Source organism: Streptacidiphilus sp. MAP12-16, from assembly GCF_041262165.1.
In the GTDB taxonomy this organism is placed as follows: domain Bacteria; phylum Actinomycetota; class Actinomycetes; order Streptomycetales; family Streptomycetaceae; genus Streptacidiphilus.
The window spans coordinates 81,065-98,134 of record NZ_JBGCBY010000015.1 but is presented as its reverse complement, the minus strand read 5'-3'; the positions used below and the strand labels follow the sequence as shown (position 1 = coordinate 98,134).

18 protein-coding genes and 1 tRNA gene are annotated in these 17,070 nt (G+C 68.1%); 11 read left to right on the top strand and 8 right to left on the bottom strand.

What is annotated here, in order from left to right; all coding sequences use genetic code 11:
* Nucleotides 1-106: 106 nt before the first annotated feature.
* A complete protein-coding gene (locus ABIA33_RS21075; RefSeq protein ID WP_370083969.1) occupies nucleotides 107-316 on the top strand; it encodes a DUF5703 family protein in 210 nt (69 codons plus the stop codon).
* Nucleotides 317-427: 111 nt separating this feature from the next.
* Here the strand turns inward: ABIA33_RS21075 and ABIA33_RS21070 are convergent, their stop codons facing one another.
* The 3 genes from ABIA33_RS21070 to ABIA33_RS21060 all read right to left on the bottom strand — a co-directional run bounded on the left by ABIA33_RS21070 (nucleotide 428) and on the right by ABIA33_RS21060 (nucleotide 3,243).
* Nucleotides 428-1,126: a chaplin gene (locus ABIA33_RS21070; protein ID WP_370083894.1), complete on the bottom strand. Its 699-nt coding sequence runs from the start codon at nucleotides 1,124-1,126 to the stop codon at nucleotides 428-430.
* A gap of 282 nt (nucleotides 1,127-1,408) precedes the next feature.
* Entirely contained in the window at nucleotides 1,409-1,648 is a 240-nt protein-coding gene (locus tag ABIA33_RS21065) for a chaplin (protein WP_370083893.1), read from the bottom strand.
* 260 nt (nucleotides 1,649-1,908) lie between these two features.
* The gene (locus ABIA33_RS21060) at nucleotides 1,909-3,243 is read right to left on the bottom strand and encodes a M20/M25/M40 family metallo-hydrolase (RefSeq protein ID WP_370083892.1); all 1,335 of its coding nucleotides are present in this window, start codon (nucleotides 3,241-3,243) and stop codon (nucleotides 1,909-1,911) included.
* Nucleotides 3,244-3,473: 230 nt separating this feature from the next.
* Here ABIA33_RS21060 and ABIA33_RS21055 point away from each other — a divergent pair.
* Nucleotides 3,474-3,556: transfer RNA gene (locus ABIA33_RS21055), tRNA-Leu, on the top strand.
* A gap of 114 nt (nucleotides 3,557-3,670) precedes the next feature.
* Here ABIA33_RS21055 and ABIA33_RS21050 read toward each other — a convergent pair.
* A complete protein-coding gene (locus tag ABIA33_RS21050; protein ID WP_370083891.1) occupies nucleotides 3,671-5,107 on the bottom strand; it encodes a recombinase family protein in 1,437 nt (478 codons plus the stop codon).
* 560 nt (nucleotides 5,108-5,667) lie between these two features.
* Between ABIA33_RS21050 and ABIA33_RS21045 the strand changes: the two genes are divergently transcribed.
* Nucleotides 5,668-6,156, top strand: a complete 489-nt coding sequence (locus tag ABIA33_RS21045; protein ID WP_370083890.1) for an isoprenylcysteine carboxylmethyltransferase family protein — start codon at nucleotides 5,668-5,670, stop codon at nucleotides 6,154-6,156.
* Nucleotides 6,157-6,374: 218 nt separating this feature from the next.
* Nucleotides 6,375-6,683 carry a calcium-binding protein gene (locus tag ABIA33_RS21040; protein ID WP_370083889.1) on the top strand — a complete coding sequence of 103 codons (309 nt, stop codon included), beginning with the start codon at nucleotides 6,375-6,377 and terminating at the stop codon, nucleotides 6,681-6,683.
* Nucleotides 6,684-6,847: 164 nt separating this feature from the next.
* Here ABIA33_RS21040 and ABIA33_RS21035 read toward each other — a convergent pair whose 3' ends face one another.
* The gene (locus ABIA33_RS21035) at nucleotides 6,848-6,982 is read right to left on the bottom strand and encodes an ATP-binding cassette domain-containing protein (RefSeq protein WP_370083968.1); all 135 of its coding nucleotides are present in this window, start codon (nucleotides 6,980-6,982) and stop codon (nucleotides 6,848-6,850) included.
* A 168-nt stretch (nucleotides 6,983-7,150) separates the two neighbouring features.
* Here ABIA33_RS21035 and ABIA33_RS21030 point away from each other — a divergent pair, with 168 nt between their 5' ends.
* From ABIA33_RS21030 to ABIA33_RS21015, 4 genes are read left to right on the top strand one after another with little or no spacing between them, the layout of a single operon-like run.
* Complete coding sequence (locus tag ABIA33_RS21030) at nucleotides 7,151-8,167, top strand: GlxA family transcriptional regulator (RefSeq protein ID WP_370083888.1); 1,017 nt, start codon at nucleotides 7,151-7,153, stop codon at nucleotides 8,165-8,167.
* Complete coding sequence (locus ABIA33_RS21025) at nucleotides 8,164-9,885, top strand: thiamine pyrophosphate-binding protein (protein ID WP_370083887.1); 1,722 nt, start codon at nucleotides 8,164-8,166, stop codon at nucleotides 9,883-9,885. Before ABIA33_RS21030 ends, ABIA33_RS21025 begins: the two co-directional genes overlap by 4 nt.
* Nucleotides 9,857-10,510 (top strand): SRPBCC family protein, encoded by a 654-nt coding sequence (locus tag ABIA33_RS21020; protein WP_370083886.1) that lies wholly within the window; start codon nucleotides 9,857-9,859, stop codon nucleotides 10,508-10,510. The genes ABIA33_RS21025 and ABIA33_RS21020 overlap by 29 nt, the downstream gene beginning before the upstream one ends.
* Nucleotides 10,507-11,547: a ketoacyl-ACP synthase III family protein gene (locus tag ABIA33_RS21015; RefSeq protein ID WP_370083885.1), complete on the top strand. Its 1,041-nt coding sequence runs from the start codon at nucleotides 10,507-10,509 to the stop codon at nucleotides 11,545-11,547. The genes ABIA33_RS21020 and ABIA33_RS21015 overlap by 4 nt, the downstream gene beginning before the upstream one ends.
* 722 nt (nucleotides 11,548-12,269) lie before the next feature.
* Here the strand turns inward: ABIA33_RS21015 and ABIA33_RS21010 are convergent.
* From ABIA33_RS21010 to ABIA33_RS21000, 3 genes are all read right to left on the bottom strand, one after another.
* On the bottom strand, nucleotides 12,270-12,764 hold the full coding sequence (locus ABIA33_RS21010; RefSeq protein WP_370083884.1) for a DUF5984 family protein: 495 nt from the start codon (nucleotides 12,762-12,764) through the stop codon (nucleotides 12,270-12,272).
* Nucleotides 12,765-12,871: 107 nt separating this feature from the next.
* A complete protein-coding gene (locus ABIA33_RS21005; protein ID WP_370083883.1) occupies nucleotides 12,872-13,978 on the bottom strand; it encodes an SMI1/KNR4 family protein in 1,107 nt (368 codons plus the stop codon).
* Nucleotides 13,979-14,058: 80 nt separating this feature from the next.
* Complete coding sequence (locus ABIA33_RS21000) at nucleotides 14,059-14,601, bottom strand: DNA/RNA non-specific endonuclease (RefSeq protein ID WP_370083882.1); 543 nt, start codon at nucleotides 14,599-14,601, stop codon at nucleotides 14,059-14,061.
* Nucleotides 14,602-14,669: 68 nt separating this feature from the next.
* Here ABIA33_RS21000 and ABIA33_RS20995 point away from each other — a divergent pair, with 68 nt between their 5' ends.
* From ABIA33_RS20995 to ABIA33_RS20985, 3 genes are all read left to right on the top strand, one after another.
* On the top strand, nucleotides 14,670-15,047 hold the full coding sequence (locus tag ABIA33_RS20995; RefSeq protein WP_370083881.1) for an ATP-binding protein: 378 nt from the start codon (nucleotides 14,670-14,672) through the stop codon (nucleotides 15,045-15,047).
* A 159-nt stretch (nucleotides 15,048-15,206) separates the two neighbouring features.
* Nucleotides 15,207-15,728 carry a SigE family RNA polymerase sigma factor gene (locus ABIA33_RS20990; RefSeq protein WP_370083967.1) on the top strand — a complete coding sequence of 174 codons (522 nt, stop codon included), beginning with the start codon at nucleotides 15,207-15,209 and terminating at the stop codon, nucleotides 15,726-15,728.
* Nucleotides 15,725-16,831, top strand: a complete 1,107-nt coding sequence (locus tag ABIA33_RS20985; protein ID WP_370083880.1) for a hypothetical protein — start codon at nucleotides 15,725-15,727, stop codon at nucleotides 16,829-16,831. The genes ABIA33_RS20990 and ABIA33_RS20985 overlap by 4 nt, the downstream gene beginning before the upstream one ends.
* Nucleotides 16,832-17,070: the final 239 nt, after the last annotated feature.

The window sequence follows — 17,070 nt, the reverse complement described above, 5'->3', positions numbered from 1 at the left end:
TCAGTCGCAGGCCCGACCAGTCGCGGTACGACCGGTCACCGGCCGGACCCGTCGTAGGCTTGTCCCAGAGCGTTCTGCAGGAGGAAGTCACTTGGCCGCACCGAAGATCGTCCAACAGCCCGAGTACGAGTTCCGATCGCTCCTGCTCGCACGCGACGTCTCCCGCAACGACGCGAGGCGCCTGCTGACCGAGCAGGCCGAATACGGCCACTGGGAGCTCGACCGGCTGCGCCTGTATCCCGACGGCCGCCGCAAGGTCGTCCTGCGCAGGAAGATCATCCGCCAGGTCCGCACCTGGTCGCTGCTCCCGGACTGACGACTGACACCGGTCTCACCGGACCCGGCGAGACCGCGCACGTCGAAGGGGTGGTGCACTCCGGATCTCCGGAGTGCACCACCCCTCGCTGCGGCTCGACGCCTGGTGCGCCTAACCCTGCCCGGCGCGTGAGCGGCGGTACAGCAGGAGGCCGCCCAGCGCCATCGCGGCACCTGCGGGAAGCAGCATCATCGTGTCGCCCGCACCCGTCGAGGCCAGCACGGCCTGCGGCGGACTCTGCGTGATGTGATGCGTCTGCTTGACCTGAACCGGCGGCGTGATCTCCGGCGGCGGCGGGCTGTGGTGCTGCCCGCCCGGGACTGTCACCGGCGGCTTGCCCTGCTCTGGCGGCGGGGGCTGCGGGTGGTTGTCCTGCGGCGGCGGGCACACGTCCTTCGGCGGCGGAGGCGGGGTGTGACCGTGGCTGTGGTTCTCACACTGGTTGCCGAAGGCTCCGTTGCCCAGGCCGACGACATTGACGGTGTCGCCGCAGGCGTTCACGGGAACGTCGATGGGAGCCTGCACAGTGTTGCCGGATCCGACGCCCGGCGAGTGCCTGGCACTTCCGTGGGCGGACGCGCCGCCGCCGGAGCCGCTGCGGCGCGAGCTGTTCTGACAGTTGTTGCCCATGGCCGGGTTGAGTGCACCGACCACGTTGATCGTGTCGCCGCAGACGTTCACCGGGATGTCGATGGGGGCCTGCACGGTGTTGCCGGATCCGACGCCCGGCGAGTCACCCGCCGCGCCTACGGCTCCGGCGTCCGCATAGGCATAGCCTGCGGTGGACGCAAGAACGCTCCCGGTCGCCATGACCGTGAGAAGTCCGCGTTTGGCAGCTTGTCGCATGGATTGCCCTGCCCTCAGTTTGTCTTTTATTCCGTACGAGACCGTGACCTGCACTCGCGTGACGATTCACGTAACGAGAGGGCGGGGCCTCAGTTCATGGTTTTCTGCGCCTTTCATTCGTCCGGGTGAGGTCCACCACCGGATTGGCACCGAGGAGATACGCCCAGCGAACGACGCAGCCCCGGGAGGCATGGCTCGCCTCCCGGGACCACAGTGACTAGAGGTCCGGATTCATCCGGAAGACGCTCAGTAGTTCGCGCAGCTGTTGCCGAACGCGGGGTTCAGCAGCCCGATGACGTTGATGGTGTTACCGCAGACGTTCACCGGGACGTGGACCGGGACCTGGATCAGGTTGCCGGAGAGAACGCCCGGGGACCCCACCGCAGCGCCCTCGGCAGAAGAGCCGTGGGCGGTCGCGACCCCCGCGCCGGCGAGAACCAGACCACCGGTAGCTGCGGCAATCGCAACGATCTTCTTGACCTGCATAATGTCCTCCTTGTCGACGTCGCAACCCGTTCGGCGGGCTGCATATGAGTGAACGACGCTGCGGCAAATGGGGTACGAGCGCCCTCGGCCATTCACCCTCAACGGTGATCCGTACGCACGCCTGAGCGATGGCGAAGAGCACTGGCGGAAGGGACTGCGCCATTCCGGTATTTCCCGGGAACGCGAACGGCCCGCCACCCCGGCGAGGGGGTGACGGGCCGAATCGGATTTCAGTGCTCGGTCGGTCTCGCGGCGAGCTCTCAGCAGGCGTCGATGAAACGGTCGAGCACGCGCACGCCGAACGTCAGGCCGTCCACCGGCACCCGCTCGTCCACGCCGTGGAACATCCCGGCGAAGTCCAGGTCCGGCGGCAGCCGCAGCGGAGCGAACCCGAAGCAGCGGATGCCCAGCTCGCTGAAGGACTTGGCGTCCGTACCGCCGGAGAGGCAGTACGGGACGGCCCGCGCGATCGGATCCTCGGCCTTCAGGGCGATCTGCATCGCCTCGACCAGCGCACCGTCGAAGCTGGTCTCGACCGCCTTGTCGGAGTGCACGTCCTCGCGCCGGACCCGCGGGCCGAGAACGCTGTCCAGCTCGGCCAGGAACTCGTCCTCGAAGCCTGGCAGGAAGCGGCCGTCGACGTGCGCCGTGGCCTGCCCGGGGATCACGTTCACCTTGTACCCGGCGCCGAGCATGGTCGGCTGGGCGGTGTTGCGCAGGGTCGCGCCGATCAGCTTGGCGATGCCGCCGAGACGCGCGAGCGTGGACTCCATGTCCTCGGGATCCAGCTCCACCCCGAGCGCATCCGAGAGCTCGTCCAGGAAGTGCCGCACGCTCTTGGTCACCCGCACCGGGAACTCATGCCGCCCCAGCCGGGCGACGGCCTCGCACAGCTCGGTGATGGCGTTGTCCTTGTTGGTCATCGAACCGTGGCCCGCGGTGCCGTCCACGGTGAGGCGCATCCAGTGCATCCCCTTCTCCGCGGTCTCCACCAGGTAGAGGCGCAGATTCTCGTTCACGGTGAAGGAGAAGCCGCCGACCTCGCCGATCGCCTCGGTCACACCCTCGAACAGCCCGGGGCGCTTGTCGACCAGGTGGCGCGCCCCGTAGACGCCGCCCGCCTCCTCGTCCGCGAGGAAGGCCAGCACGATGTCACGCGGAGGCTTGCGGCCGGTACGGAGCCGGTCGCGGACGACCGCGAGAGTCATCGCGTCCATGTCCTTCATGTCCACGGCGCCACGGCCCCAGACGCAGCCGTCGGCGATCTCGCCCGCGAAGGGGTGGTGGGTCCAGTCGTCCGCGTTGGCGGGGACGACGTCGGTGTGCCCGTGAATCAGCAGCGCCGGACGGGAGGGGTCCTCCCCGGCGATCCGAGCGACCGTGCTGGCCCGGCCCTTCGCCGACTCGAAGATCTGCGGTTCGAGACCGAACTCCGCGAGCTTCTCCGCCACGTACTCGGCAGCGGCACGCTCCCCCGGCCCCGAGCCGTCGCCGTAGTTGCTGGTGTCGATCCGGATCAGGTCACGACACAGCTCGGCGACCTCGCTCTCGCCTGTCACCTGACCGGCCGGCCGGGTCGGATTCGTCTCGCTCACGGTGTTCCGCCTCTCTGCTGGTCGCCGAAGCGGCCCCGTCACTCCACCCCCGGGGACGTTCCGGCACGTTCCCGCCATCCTCTCCCCTCCACGCTCCGATCCCAAGCCCCCACCCGCGACCGCACCCACGTCACCGCAGGTCCAGCCCCCGGTAACCCGTTCGGAACCCTGGCTGATCTTTGCTATGGTTATCCACGTCAGCGCGACGGAGACGGCGCGATGACCACCCGGTCCGGGTGGCGGAATGGCAGACGCGCTAGCTTGAGGTGCTAGTGCCCTTCGGGGCGTGGGGGTTCAAGTCCCCCCTCGGACACACTCTTACCCCACGGTGCTTGGTTTCCGGGCACCGTGAATCGGCGCCCGTTCCAGGCCTTCGGCCAGGTTTGGGCGTTCGTCGTTCCGTATCGTCCTCAGCTCGTCGCATGTCTCAGCCAATCAGGATCCTCTCGGCTCGCTCAGTGTCGGCGGTAAGGGTCCTGGCCCCGGCGTCGTAGGTCAGCGTGATACCCCTGGCACGCAGGTACTCGGCTGCCTCGAGGACGGTGGGCGGCTCGTCGGCCATGCCCGCGACGGCAGCTCTGAGGCGCAGGACGAGGGCTGGCAGGTGGGCCAGGATCAGGTCCTCACGCACGTACGCGTTGCGTCGCTGGTCGGGATGCGGAGTGGTGGCGCTGTTGTGGCCGTGTCGGCAGCGGTAGCCGGGGCGCTGATGGGCCCAGTGGGAGTCCATCCGGCGGCCGCACAGACCACAACGCAGAATCCCGGCCAGCCGATATGCGCGGCCCGGCGTTACCTCGCGGGAGGCCCGGACGTGCTGGGCGGCGACGAAGTCGGCCTCGCTGACCAGCGCCGGGTGCGCCTGCTTGTGGGAGATGGCCCAGTCGTCGGGGGTGTTCCAGCGCATGACGTCGCGGTGGCCAAGGGTGGTGTTGTCCGGGTCGATCAGTTCGTGGTCGGTGCGCTGGCGGTTCCAGACCTGGCGGCCGGTGTAGCGGGGGTTGGCAAGGATGGCCCTCAGCGCGGTCAGCGTCCACTGCTCGGCGGTCCGGTGCGGGTTGCGCTGCGGGTCGGCCGCCGAGGGGCAGGGCATGGCCGCGTCGTTGAGGGCCCTGGTGATCCTGGCGATGCTGTGCCCGGCCAGGCGCTGGGCGAAGATCCACCTCACGGTCGGAGCGCAGTGCGGGTCGGGGTCGAGGCGCTGCAGGCGCACGCCGCGGCGGGCCAGTGCCCGATTGGGGTGCGGCCCCGCATCCACCAGGCGATAGCCGTACGGAGGCCGGCCACCCAGATACCGGCCCTGGTCGCGGGCCTGGACGGTCATGGCGTTTCGGACCCGGATGCGGGCCCGGGTGACCTCACGCTTGGCGAGGATCCCGAGCAGCACCATCAGCTCCTCGTGCCCGGCCACCTTGGGATCCGCAGCGCCGCCCAGTTCCGGTATCCACGCGGTGACGCCGTAGTGGTCGAACAGCGGCGCCATCACGGTGAACTGGTTGCCGTGGAAGGCCCGTTCGCTCGATCCGATCACGATCGCGTCAAAGTCCCGGTCGGGATTGGCAAGGGCGGCCAGCAGCGCGGCGGCCTCGGGCCTGCGGGCCCAGGGCAGGGCACGACTGTGGCCGACATCGAAGAACTCCGCCACAATCCGACCGTGCCCGCAGATCAGGGCCTGAGCTCGCAGCAGCTGCCAGGCACGCGAGGTGGCGGGATCCTGATGCTCCTCAGTGGAGACCCTGCCGTAGAACGCGAATCGCAAACCCCTGGCCGCGGCGGGCGCCGCCGTCTCGCGACACCGATCCGCCCACGCCGCCAGGACGTCCACTCCCGGCATCGCGGACTGCTCGGCCACCACAGACCAGGCCATGAGCCCTCACCTTCTTCCGCCCGGCGCACTGCCCTCTCGAGCCAGCGTCCTCTCCCAGACCGTCAGCAGGCAGCAGCCGCACATCTCCCACGACCCCGAACGGGTGAATCACACCACTCCCGGCCCACGTCATCAGTCCTGGCCTGCGACAATTCCCCGTCGCCACAACGCTTGCGCCGACAGGATCCAGGGCCACCCGCAGTCAGGTGGAGCGGTCCACAGCCGACAGGGAGTCGGACTCCTGAGTGCGCGCAACGCTCTCGTAGTGCTTTGGGCCCGGACTGGCCTTCGTTATCGGAGGCAGATCGGCGGGCCTGTGCGTCGAACGGGTTGCCGAGTGCGCGAACTTCTGGCAGTGGGACTGCCCCAGCCCGAGCAACGGGCGATCCGCGCTGCCCAGTCGGCTGGGCGCCTCCTCGAGCCGTTGGAGGCCGACAACGGCGGGTCGCCCCCGTAGGCGGTGGGTGTGCGAGCGGGGGAAGATGGGAGATGGCCCCGGTCGGCCGTGAAGCGTGCCGCTTGCCGGGCACGCCGTATGGGCCGGGCGAGAGGAGCTGGGTGTGAGCGCCCCCGAACAGGAGCAGGAGAACGGCGGCGGTGGTGCGCGGGTGTTCCCCATTCCGCCGCCGTTGTACTACGTCGGCGGATTCGCCGCTGGCATGGCGCTGCATCGCAGGGTACCGCTGCCGCTTGGCGGGCGGCCGGTTACCGGCGCGCTCGGCGCCGTGGCCGTCGTCGGGGGCGCCGTGCTGGCGGCCGGCGGCGCGCGGGAGATCCTGCGACGGCGTAGCACGATCGTGCCGCACCACGCTGTGTCCACGCTGGTGACCACGGGCGTCTACCAGGTCTCGCGGAACCCGATGTACACCGGGCTCGCTCTCGCCCAGTGCGGCGGCGCACTGCTGGCGGGGTCGTGGTGGCCGCTGATCGACCTGCCCTTGGTGCTGTTCGCGGTACAGCGGCTGGTCATCGAGCGGGAGGAGGAGTACCTCGCCTTCCGGTTCGACGAGTATGCCAAGTACCGGCGCAGGGTCCGCCGCTGGCTCTGAACGTCTCGGGACTGCTTCACTGCGGCGCCGGGAACTGCTTCACAGCTAGCCATCAGCCGCCTGGCCGGCCTGATTCGCGCGTTCCGCGATCGTCCGGTGAAACACCTACCCCCCGCCTCACCGCATTCACATTCAGCCGCCGAGCTGGCCCGGTGCGGAGAGACGAGCTCTCTGCTTCCCACCATCGGATGGCGACACCTTGGATACGCTCTGCCGCCATGAGCACGATGAGCAGAGCACAGCTCGAGGCGATGGCCGAGGAAGCCACGGTCGACTGCTACGACGAGGACGAAGCGCCCTCCGGTTGGCACGCGATGATCGACGAATACTTGGCTGTCCCCTTCGAGACGGTGGTGCTCGGGGTGGCGGTCGTCGTCGAAGCCGTTGATCTCCGTGGCAGTCAGATTGTGGCCGTCTGCTCCCGTGGGGTGCATCGGCAGGCGATCGGGATCCTCGACCTTCCCCTTCCGTCACCCGCGCCCGAAGGTGCGCAGTGGATCGAGGCGTTCTGCCACTGGGCCGGTTGACGGGGCCCCGGCCGGTCCCGAGAGTCCCATGGGGGTGGCTTCGCAGCCTGAAGATCTCCGTGTCCTTTCGCGGTCGCTCATCGGTAGCAACCGCATGGCCGCGAAGGCATTGGTGACGGCCAGGTAGGCGAGGCGAAGCAACACGAGTGATCATCATGCCGCAGTCACCCGGCAGGGCCGTGATCTGCATGGATGGCATTGTCGGCAGTCGCACCGTCCGGGCCCAGGATCATTTGCATCGTCGTGGACTTGCCGGCCCCATTAGGGCCGAGGAGCCCGGTCATCCGGGTCGGCGGCAGTGCCCTGCCCGGGCACGGCCGGGATTATGACCAACATCACAGCCGCCTCTGACTCGCCGTGAACATGCAAGGTCAGTAGAAGTTCGACACTCCCCGGCCCGACCGCGTGGCCGAATTCGTCAACAAGCCGTCATTGCGGACACCCCATGCTGGATACAGGCTGTGACGATGCTTCAGCGACGTGTTGTGGTGGTGGTCTATTCGGGTGCGCAAGCACTGGACATCGTGGGGCCGATCGAGGTGTTCGACACCGTGAGTCGGCAACTCCGCGAGTCGGCCGGCGGCTATCGGATCGAGTTCGTCTCGGCCGACGCGCCGCTCGTGCGGACCTGCTCCGGCATGGTGATCGAGGCCGAGCCGCTGGAAGCGGGAGAGGGGCCGATCGACACGCTCCTCGTCCCCGGCGGATGGGGTCTCAAGGATGCGCTGGGAGACCGGGAGTTGGTCTCCTGGATCGGTCGGGCGGCCGCCAGGTCCCGCAGGGTGGCCTCCGTGTGTGGCGGGGCCTTCCTGCTCGCCGAGGCGGGTCTGCTCAAAGGCCGGCGCGCCACGACTCATTGGGCCTTTTGCGAGGTGATGGCTCAGCAGTATCCGGATGTGACGGTGGACTGCGAGCCGATCTTCGTCTGGGACGGCCGCTTCGTGACCTCGGCCGGGGTGTCCACTGGGATAGACATGGCGCTCGCCCTGGTCGAAGCCGACCACGGTGCGGCGTTCGCACTGAAGATGGCACGGTTCCTGGTGCTGTACTTCAAGCGGAACGGAGGGCAGGCGCAGTTCAGCACGATTCTGGAGGCCCAACTCGCCGATCGTGCCCCCATTCGCGCCGCTCAGGAGTGGATCCTGGACAACCTCGACCAACCGCTCCCCGTACCCGAGATCGCCGAGCGCGCGCATATGAGTGTGCGCAACTTCGCCCGGGTGTTCCGGCGCGAGGTGGGCACGCCTCCCGGCCAGTACATCGAACAGATGCGGATCGCCCGGGCCCGCAATCTCCTGGAGGCCACGGATCTGCCGGTCAATCAGATCGCCCGCCGCTGCGGGTTTCCGGCCCCGGAGACCTTCTTCCGCTCCTTCGGCCGGGCCTTCGAACTGAGCCCGAACGAGTACCGCCATCGCTTCCAGTCCATCGCACCGTCCGGCCTCATCGTGCGGCCCGACCATGCGGACAGGAGTCCCGTATGACTGCCAAGGCCCGTCCACCCGGCAAGGTCCGGCTCGCCGACTACCTCGCGGAAGAGCTGGCCGGAGCCGGAGTCAGTCATGTGTTCGGCGTCGGTGGCGCGAACATCGAGGACCTGTACAACGCCCTCCATGCCGCGGACAGTCCGATCCGCACCGTCGTGGCCAAGCACGAGTTCTCCGCCGCCACCATGGCGGACGGGCACGCCCGGGCCACCGGTCGCATCGGCGTGGTCGTGGCCACCTCGGGCGGTGGCGCGGTCAATCTGCTGGCAGGCCTGGCGGAGGCGCGTGCCTCGCGGGTACCGGTGCTGGCACTGGTGGGTCAGCCGCCCACCGGGTCGCAGGGCCGCGGCGCGTTCCAGGACACCAGCGGCAGGGCGGGCTCCTTCGACGCGCGGGAGCTTTTCGCTCCCGTGTCCCGCTTCTGCGCCCGGGTCGAGGACCCGGACTCGATCGCGGAGCTGCTGCCGCAGGCCATCGCGGCGGCCGGCTCCGACCCCAAGGGGCCCGCGGTGCTCCTGCTGCCCAAGGACGTGTTCCAGGCACTGATCACGGTCCGGGACCCGGTGCCAGCTCCGGCCGTACCGAAACCACGGCCGGAGCCCCGGCTCCAGGACCGAGCGCTGGAACTGCTGCGGAGCGCGCGAAGGGTCCTGGTCATCGCCGGTGAGGGGGTGGCCGCGTCGGGCGCGCGGGCGGAGCTGGCCGAGGTGGCGGGCCGACTCGGCGCCTGGGTGGCGGTCACCCCGGACGCCAAGGATGTCTTCGACAACCATGACCACCGGTTCGCCGGGGTGGCCGGAGTGATGGGGCATCAGAATGTGACGGACTGCCTGCGTCGTGCCGACGTCTGCCTGCTGGTGGGCACCCGGCTGCCGGAGGTCGCGCGCGGCGGGCTCGATCCCGCCTTGGCCGGGACTCCGGTGATCTGCATCGACCCCGAGCCGCCGTTCGTGCCCGGGATCGCACTGCGGGGCGCGCTGCGGGACAGCCTGCGCACGGTCGCCGGCCGACTCGACGCCGGTGTGCGGCAGGCACCGGAGCACGCCGGTCCCTCACCTCTGCCGACTCCGCCGACAAGCCGTGGCACCACCTCCTACGCCGCGGCGGTGGCCGCGGTGGAGGCCGCCCTGCCGCCGGACGCGCACGTCTTCGTCGACGCCGGGAACGCCGGGGCCAGCGCGATCCATCTGCTGCCTGCCCCGCGCCACGGCCGCTTCGTGGTGGCCCTCGGCATGGGCGGGATGGGCTACACCTTCGGCGCCGGTATCGGCGCAGCCCTCGCCACCGGGCAGCGGACCTACGTGATCGCGGGTGACGGGGCGTTCTTCATGCACGGCATGGAGGTGCACACGGCGGTCGAGTACGCGGCGCCGGTCACCTTCGTGATCTTCAACAACAACGCACATGCGATGTGTGCCACTCGCGAGCAGATCTTCCTCGGAGCGCCGCATCGCAGCAATCTGTTCCGCCCGGCCGACATCGCTGCGGGCGTGGCGGGGATGTTCCCCAGCCTGGACGTGACCCGGGCTGGCGACGGCGCGCACCTGCGCCGGGCGCTTCTGCGGAGCAACACGAACAGCGGCCCCGCCTTCGTCACGCTCGACTTCGACCCCGCTGAGATACCACCGTTCCTTCCCTTCCTGAACGTCGCCGGCCCGGTGCCGGCCGAGAGCGAGGAGAGCTCCCATGAACGCGGACCCGTACCGGTTGGCTAACGTCCCTGGCCTGACCCGGGTGGAGAACACCGATCTGCAGCAGCTGATGGCGCGCTGCGCGGAGCTGACCCGTCCGGCCTATCCGCACCAGCAGGTCTACGGTCGCTACTGCACGATTCAGGAGTACGTCGACTGCCCACCGGAGCTGGCGTACGAGTACCTACGCCAGGGTCACCACCTGGAGGAGTGGACGTTCAGCCTTCGGGATTTCGCGCCCACCGGCACCCCGGGCCTGTGGGCTGGGGACGACCGTCTGGAGGAGAAGACCAGGATCTACTGCAAGGTGGTGGCCAATGCCGAGGCCATGACGGTGGACTTCCACTGCTCCTGGGACCAGAGCGACAAGCTCTGGATGGTCTACCTGATGCGGGTCGTCCCGGCCCAGCTGGTGTTCGACAAGCCCGGTTCCGTGATCACCTGGACCAACTGCCGCCACCCGTACTACGACCGGAACCCGTACCCCGACCTCTCCCCGCGGGCGGACCGGCCGTGGGTGGGCGACTACTGGGACCTCTTCTATGCCGGCCACACCGTGGAGATGGCGAACCTCAAAGCCATCCTGGAGCACCGCCACCAGCGCGGTCTCCCGGTCAGCAGCTCCCCCCGCGCGACGGTGACGCGGTGACCACGGTCAGCCTCACCGACGTCGCCGGCTACCTGCCCGGTAACCCGGTCCCCGCCGAGTTCTACACCGAGTACCCCGGCGCGGAGGATAAGCTCCGGGACAACCCTATGTTCAAAGTCCCGCCGCTACGTCACCACGTGGCCGCGGACGAGACCAATGTGGACATGGTCGAGCGCGCGGTTCAGCCGCTCATCGAGCGGCACGGAGCGGACGAGATCCGCTCCGTGGACGTCTTGCTGATGCACAGTCAGCTCCCGGACACACCTTTCGTGGGCGCCGGAACGGAGGTGGCGCGTCGGCTGGGGCTGAAGCCGACATCCCTGATCGACGTGGCCAATGCGGGATGCGCGTCCTTCGTCCACATGCTCGAACTGGCCCGGCAGATCCTCACCAGCACCGACGCGCGGACGGCGCTGATCTGCAACGCCCAGAGCGCCGCGGGCCAGTTGTTCACCCAGTCCGAGGTTCGCCCGCTGGCCCAGGCCGCGATCCCCGGCGACGGCTGCGGGGTGGGATACCTGACCACGTCAGCCTCCGCGCCCGTGCTGGGCGTGGTGACCCGGCACATCAGCGACTACGGCGGCGACATGACCGCGGTGCTCGACGACGGCCGCAAGTACTGGGAGCCCGGCAAGTCCCAGCTGCGGATCGGCTTCACCGAGGCCGGCGTCGCCACGGTCCTGGAACGCGGCAACCGCCTGGTGCCTGAGGTGGTCACGGACCTGTGCCGACAACTCGGGCTCAGCGCCAGGGAGATCGACCTGCTGGTGACCAACCAGCCCAACCGCACGTTCCTGCACAACTGGCGCGAGGCGCTGCAGTTGCCTGCAGATCGGCACCCGGACACCTTCGACAGCTGCGGAAACCTGTTCGGCGCTGCGATCCCCATCACGCTGGACCGCGCCATCCGTTCGGGTCAGATCAAGGACGGCGACCTGGTGGTGCTGAGCGGTTTCGCCCACGCGGGTGACTTCGCCGGCGCGGCCGCGATCCGCTGGGGCGCCGGCCACACCGGGCACGGTGGGAACATGCGCTGACCGCCAACGGCTCTGCACTCACCGCGAATGTCCCAAGCCGCCCTCACGGAGATGCTCGTACCAGTGCCGCATCCGCGGCGTCACCGAGCACATCCGTCATCTGTGTGGAGGACGACCATGAGGAAGTCGGTGATGGACTTCCCGGCCGCCCGCAGAAGTCGCCACTGCTTCATATGGATCGTGCAGTAGTCGTGGCCCGGGCTCCAATGCGCATTCGCAGGAGTCCAGGCGGCATACCCTCCCGTAGGTGCGATGGTCGCCGGGCACCACGATGACGTCCTTGCGGAGCAACGTCCCGAAGGCCGGTGCCGCCATCAATGCGGTCAGAATCTCAAGCCGATCACCGGCTGTGCGCGTCGGCGCGTCGCCCTTCGCGCCGATCGGCAGTAGCTGCAGCACGGTCACTCCTCCGCAGGCACGGACAGCAGTGCGCGGGTGGCCCGGTACAGCAGTGAGATGATCACTCGGGCAGCATCCCAGCCACCGTCGAGGGCCTTGCACGCGGGCTCCCACGTGCAGCGATGACTTTACGAGCCCTACACGGTCGCCTTTCGCCTTTTGACCTGCCTGGACGGTATCGTCCAGCTGTTGACCCGCGGCCCGTGGCGGTGCGCGAACTCCGCGACGTCCACGTGCTCGGCCAGCCAGGCGGGCGCGGCCACCGCGAGGGCCTCCAAGGCGGCGCGGACGCTCTCCCCGGCCAGCTCCAGCCGGTGGCAGTGTCAGCGGATCCGGGATGCGCCCGCGCGTACGGCGTTCCAGTCCTTCGCGGGATCGTGGTCCAGGGCCCGGCGCAGCCATTCCTCCCGGTCTTGGTGTTCGTGGCGCACCTGGTCCAGGTCCAGGGCAATGCCGACCAGCGGTCCTGCACCCTCCAGTTCGCGGATTCTCTGCGTCATGGCAGTGAGCAGGGCACGGTCGAACTCGGCGAGTGCCGCCAGGAACTCGGCGGTTGGCACGCTCACCTGCCCGCGCCTGGAGCTGGCGAACTCGATGACGCCCTCGGGGTCCGGCTGGTGCTCCCATTCGAAGGTGATGCGGTCGTCGCCGCCAACGACGGTGCGCCAGCAGCGCATGCTTGGGGCGATCCGCAGGTAGCTGGTATAGAGGTAGCCGTGGCTGTGCCAGCTCCACGTGGCCTCCGCCTCGGGATCCTCATCCAGCCAGTTCAGGTCCGACGCGCTGACGGCCGCGAAGTCGACCAGACGACGGCTCATCACAAGCCCCCCAGGCAGCGAGGCGGCGCTCCTCTGCTACCGGCCTACTGCAGACCTGACCCGCCGTCAACGAACCACCGCTAGCGCCATGCAACAAGAGACAGTCATCACGCATCGTCGGAGAAAGAGGAAAAAACGACGGGCTTCGACCATGGATCCCGGCCGGTGAAAACACTGGCAATGCGAGCTGGATTTGCATGCTTCACCAGAAACGAGCTGAATGAATCGTCCGGCCGGTACGAGTAGGAGTCCATGTTGCCTCGCGATACGACCACGCCCCACTCGTCGGGACGGGATGAAGCGGGAGCCCAGCCGCAGATCCAGCCGTCCTCCGTCTCTCCCCATGGGATCAGTCCACCGGCGTCAGGATAGATGGGAGGACTCCATCTATCCCCACGCCCGTCCTGAGCGGCTCGGCGCACCCTGGAGACGAGATCGGTGAAGCCATGCTCGCCAGCAGAGCTCGGGTCGCACAAACGAACGTCGCAGAAGACGCCTGGACCGTACTGGTCCATGAAATTAATGTAGTCGGCCGGAAATTTCACATCGGTCTTTTCGGAAATATCCGCCCAGTCAAAGCTTCGCTCTGCTCGCCGAGCTCCCAAGAGGTTGACCAGAAGGTCGAACGACTGGGACGGCACCCCATTGGGGACACCCAACTCATCCCAGAATTTCTCACGCAAGGGGGCTTCCTTGACGGGGATTTCCTCATCCAACTCGTAGAAAGGCTGCTTCCCCTTCACTGCCTGGAGCAATAGATCAGCAACCCCCAGCGGCACCTCCTGCCAAATGCGCCTCTCGGAGTCGTGCACCAGGGTTGGCCAGGCATCCGAATCTGGGCCATTCGGTAGCCAGAAGACAAGGTCGCCCTGCTGCCGTTCCCCCCAGGGAATGATTCCCCCTGGTTGCGGGAAGATCGGATAGGGGCAGGCGGTCTGATCTGCAAGCTTCATCTCAGACAAGTGATCCAGTAGGCTCCGAAAATAGCCAAGGTATTCGGTCCTCGGATATCCGTGATCTCCCGGACGAATCAGGCGGATGGCTCCCTGGAATCTCCCCCGTGGAAATGTCTCCACAAGCGTCTTGTAGTCCGACGGCAGTGCAACGCCACCGAGGGATGCCTCCACGGCGGGCCACTCGAACGTACGGTCTCCCTCTCCAACCGGATAACCCAGCAGGTCGGCGAGTTCTCCGGCGGCGGAAGATGAACGCATCTCTGTCCAATCACAAGGTGAGCCAGTCGGCCGTCAACGGATGTTACCCCACCGCCCTAGACCGTGGTAGGCGGGCGCTGTCACGGGCTCACGCCGTCCCATTTTGTATTCTGTACAAACGTGGTGGTCAGGCCATCGCTGGATCCGACGGACATGAAGATCCCTCTCGGGCGTATACCGTTGCCGATGTCATACGTTGGTACTCCCGCATAGAAAACGCGGTCACCCTGCGCCAGATATCCTTCGATCGTTCTCTCTACATTGCGCATGCCGATCTGATTGTCATCGGCACCCATCGGAATAATATTATCCCGTTCCCATTTTCCGCCGAACTGGCGGCCGACTACGTGGGAGCGGTCCATCCCGATGTTGCTCTGCCATCCCACGGGGTCCTGCGGCGAGTTGGTGTCCGTTCGTCCGGTCAGCGGGCTGATGCAGGCGGTTGCCCCGGTCGCCCTTCCCATGCTGTCAGGATTGAAGTAGAGGATTTGCGTGCCTGCGCTAATCGGCTGGTTGAGGCAGTTCTGCATCTCCTTGTTCAGATCGATTTTGCGCATCTGGACCTGCGGCTGCGCAGAGTCTCCCGACAGCAACAGATCGAGGCCGAGGAGTATGGCGCCCAACTCTCCTCCGCCCCCGCCGCCCTCCCCGCCCGGCCCTGGACGGGCGGTGTTTCTCGGGGGTGGCCGGCATGGCGCGTCAGGTGTGCCGACTCGCGCTGGACAGCTGGCAGGTGGACGGGGAGTCGGCCGAATCAGTACTGCTGGTGCTCTCCGAGCTGGTGACCAACGCGGTCCAGCATGCGCGGCCGCCGCTCTCCGTGCAGCTGCACCTGCATGAGGACCAGGCGGACCGGTACGTGTGGATCGGGATCACCGACGGCGGCCCTGTCCCACCCGTCCAGGGGCACAAGGGCCGCTGCCCGGACGACGAGCATGGACGCGGACTGATCATCGTCGACGCCCTGGCTGTCGCACATGGCACACAACCCCACGCGGGCGGCGCTACGCACTGGGCCTGCCTGGATGCGGAAACCGATGTCGGGGAGCGACGAGCGCATCGATCGTGACTCGCACCTCCTGCACGCAGGCGGCCAGTTGCTGTTCGGGCGGAGGTCGAGATCAATTCAACCCGTCCTATGACGTGCATCACAGCTCCCTGATGCATAGCAGCCGCACGTCCAGGGCCTTTCCAGTTGTACGGGAACGCCACGAACGAAGGGATGCCGATGAATCGGGGTCAGGACTTGGGCTTCGAGGAATTCGTGGCTGCGCGCTGGTCCGTCCTGCTCCACTTCTCCCGGCTTCTCACCGGCGGGAACCAGCATCGGGCCGAGGAACTGCTGCAGGAGGCCCTGTTAAAGCTGTGGTCGGTGTGGCACAAGGTCGCGGAGCAGGCCCCGGAACCGTACGTACGGCGCGTGATGTCGCGTGCGGCGGCCCGTTCAGCCCGGCGACGCTGGTGGGGGGAACGCCCCACGGAGCGACTGCCGGACATCGCATCGGGCGCCGACGACACCGCCGCGGTCGACGAACGCACCCGCCTGGAATCGGCGTTGGCCCTGCTGCCGCCGAGACAACGGGCGGCAGTGGTCCTGCGCTACTTCCAGGACCTGCCGGAACGGCAGGTGGCCGAGGCATTGGGGTGCCCGGTGGGCACCGCCCGTTCCCTGGTGTCACGCGGTGTCGCCCAGTTGCGGATCGCACTGGCCGACACCGTCGGGACCGTGGAACTGGAGGAGACGAGATGAACGACTTCGAAAGGGAATTGACACGCATGATGCGAGACACCCAGCAGGACACCCCGTTCGGACAGGACGACCGGGCGCGCCTCCGCTCTGGAGTACGCAGGCGTCGGCGCGCCCGGGCCGCGTGGATGGCCGCCGGCTCCGCGCTGGCCGTGGCGGTGATCGGGGCGAGCACTCTGGTGCTGTCCGACGCGTTCGCGACGGTTGGGCACTCCTCACCCGCGACTGCTCCCAGCGCACCCAGCACAACGCCCTCGACTGCGCCCAGTCTCATAAGCGTGCTGCGCCACGACATCCCGTCCTCATCCGGGCGTGTGGACGCCGGCACCACGGCGGATTCGTTCATCGTGACCTCTCCTCAGGGGGTCAAGACCTACCTCGGCATCGCGGTGCGCACGTACAACGACGCGATGCTGAAGTTCGACTGGTCCTGCTCGCACGCCCATGCCAAGGACGGCGGCGGCGCGAAGACACTGGGTTGCACCCAGCTGGCCGTCGACGGCGGCAGCGGATGGGAGATCTCCTGGGTTCCTTCCCCCGGGCTGCAGGCCAACTTCGTTGAGTATGCCGCCCCTTACAAAAACGGGTGGGTGTCGGTCGTCGTTGAGAACTGCAACGCACTCCGCTCGTGCGACACCGGGAGCGGTGACGGCGGCCCGGCGATGGCCCCGACCACAGCCAAGCCGCCACTGGGCATGGCGCTGCTGCGGCAGATCGGTCTTGACCCCGACGTGATCAGTACGGCTGCCAAGCCCCTGCCTCCCCGCGGGCCAGGCGTCCCGTCGTCCGCCGCCATGAACTCGGCGGCTCCCGGCAGCGCGGCGCCCACGCCGTCCATCGCGACGCCGAGTGCCACCCTTCCCCCGATGCCCACCGGTGCTGCCCGCGCAGCCGTCCTCGCCGCGATCAGGGACGTCGACGCCCTGCTCACCCATAACGAGACCAAGGCGATCTCCGCCGCGCGCCGGCAGTGCGCGGTGCTCGCCGGCGGAGTCGCGAACCCCGACGCCGCCGCCGCGAGGAACTTCTCCTACGACGGCATCACGCTGGCGCCCACCGACGGGACTCACCTCAACTACGCGCTGCGGCGAACCCTCTGCCCTTAGAGCTGAACCGAATCTCTGCTGCAGCAGGGAGCGAGAGCTGCCGGTGGACCGGGAAGCCATCGGCATCGGGATGCCCAGTGCTGTGCGGGCGGTGTCTGGGCTGCCCATCGCACCGCGGCGAGGCGGCGGACGCCGGGGGGCGGGTGTGTGGCCCGAACCGCTGGCAGAGCCTGGGGGCGGCCTCGACTGCGCTTGATCCGCGTCCGCCGCCTCCTACCACGCCGCGGACCGCACTGGAT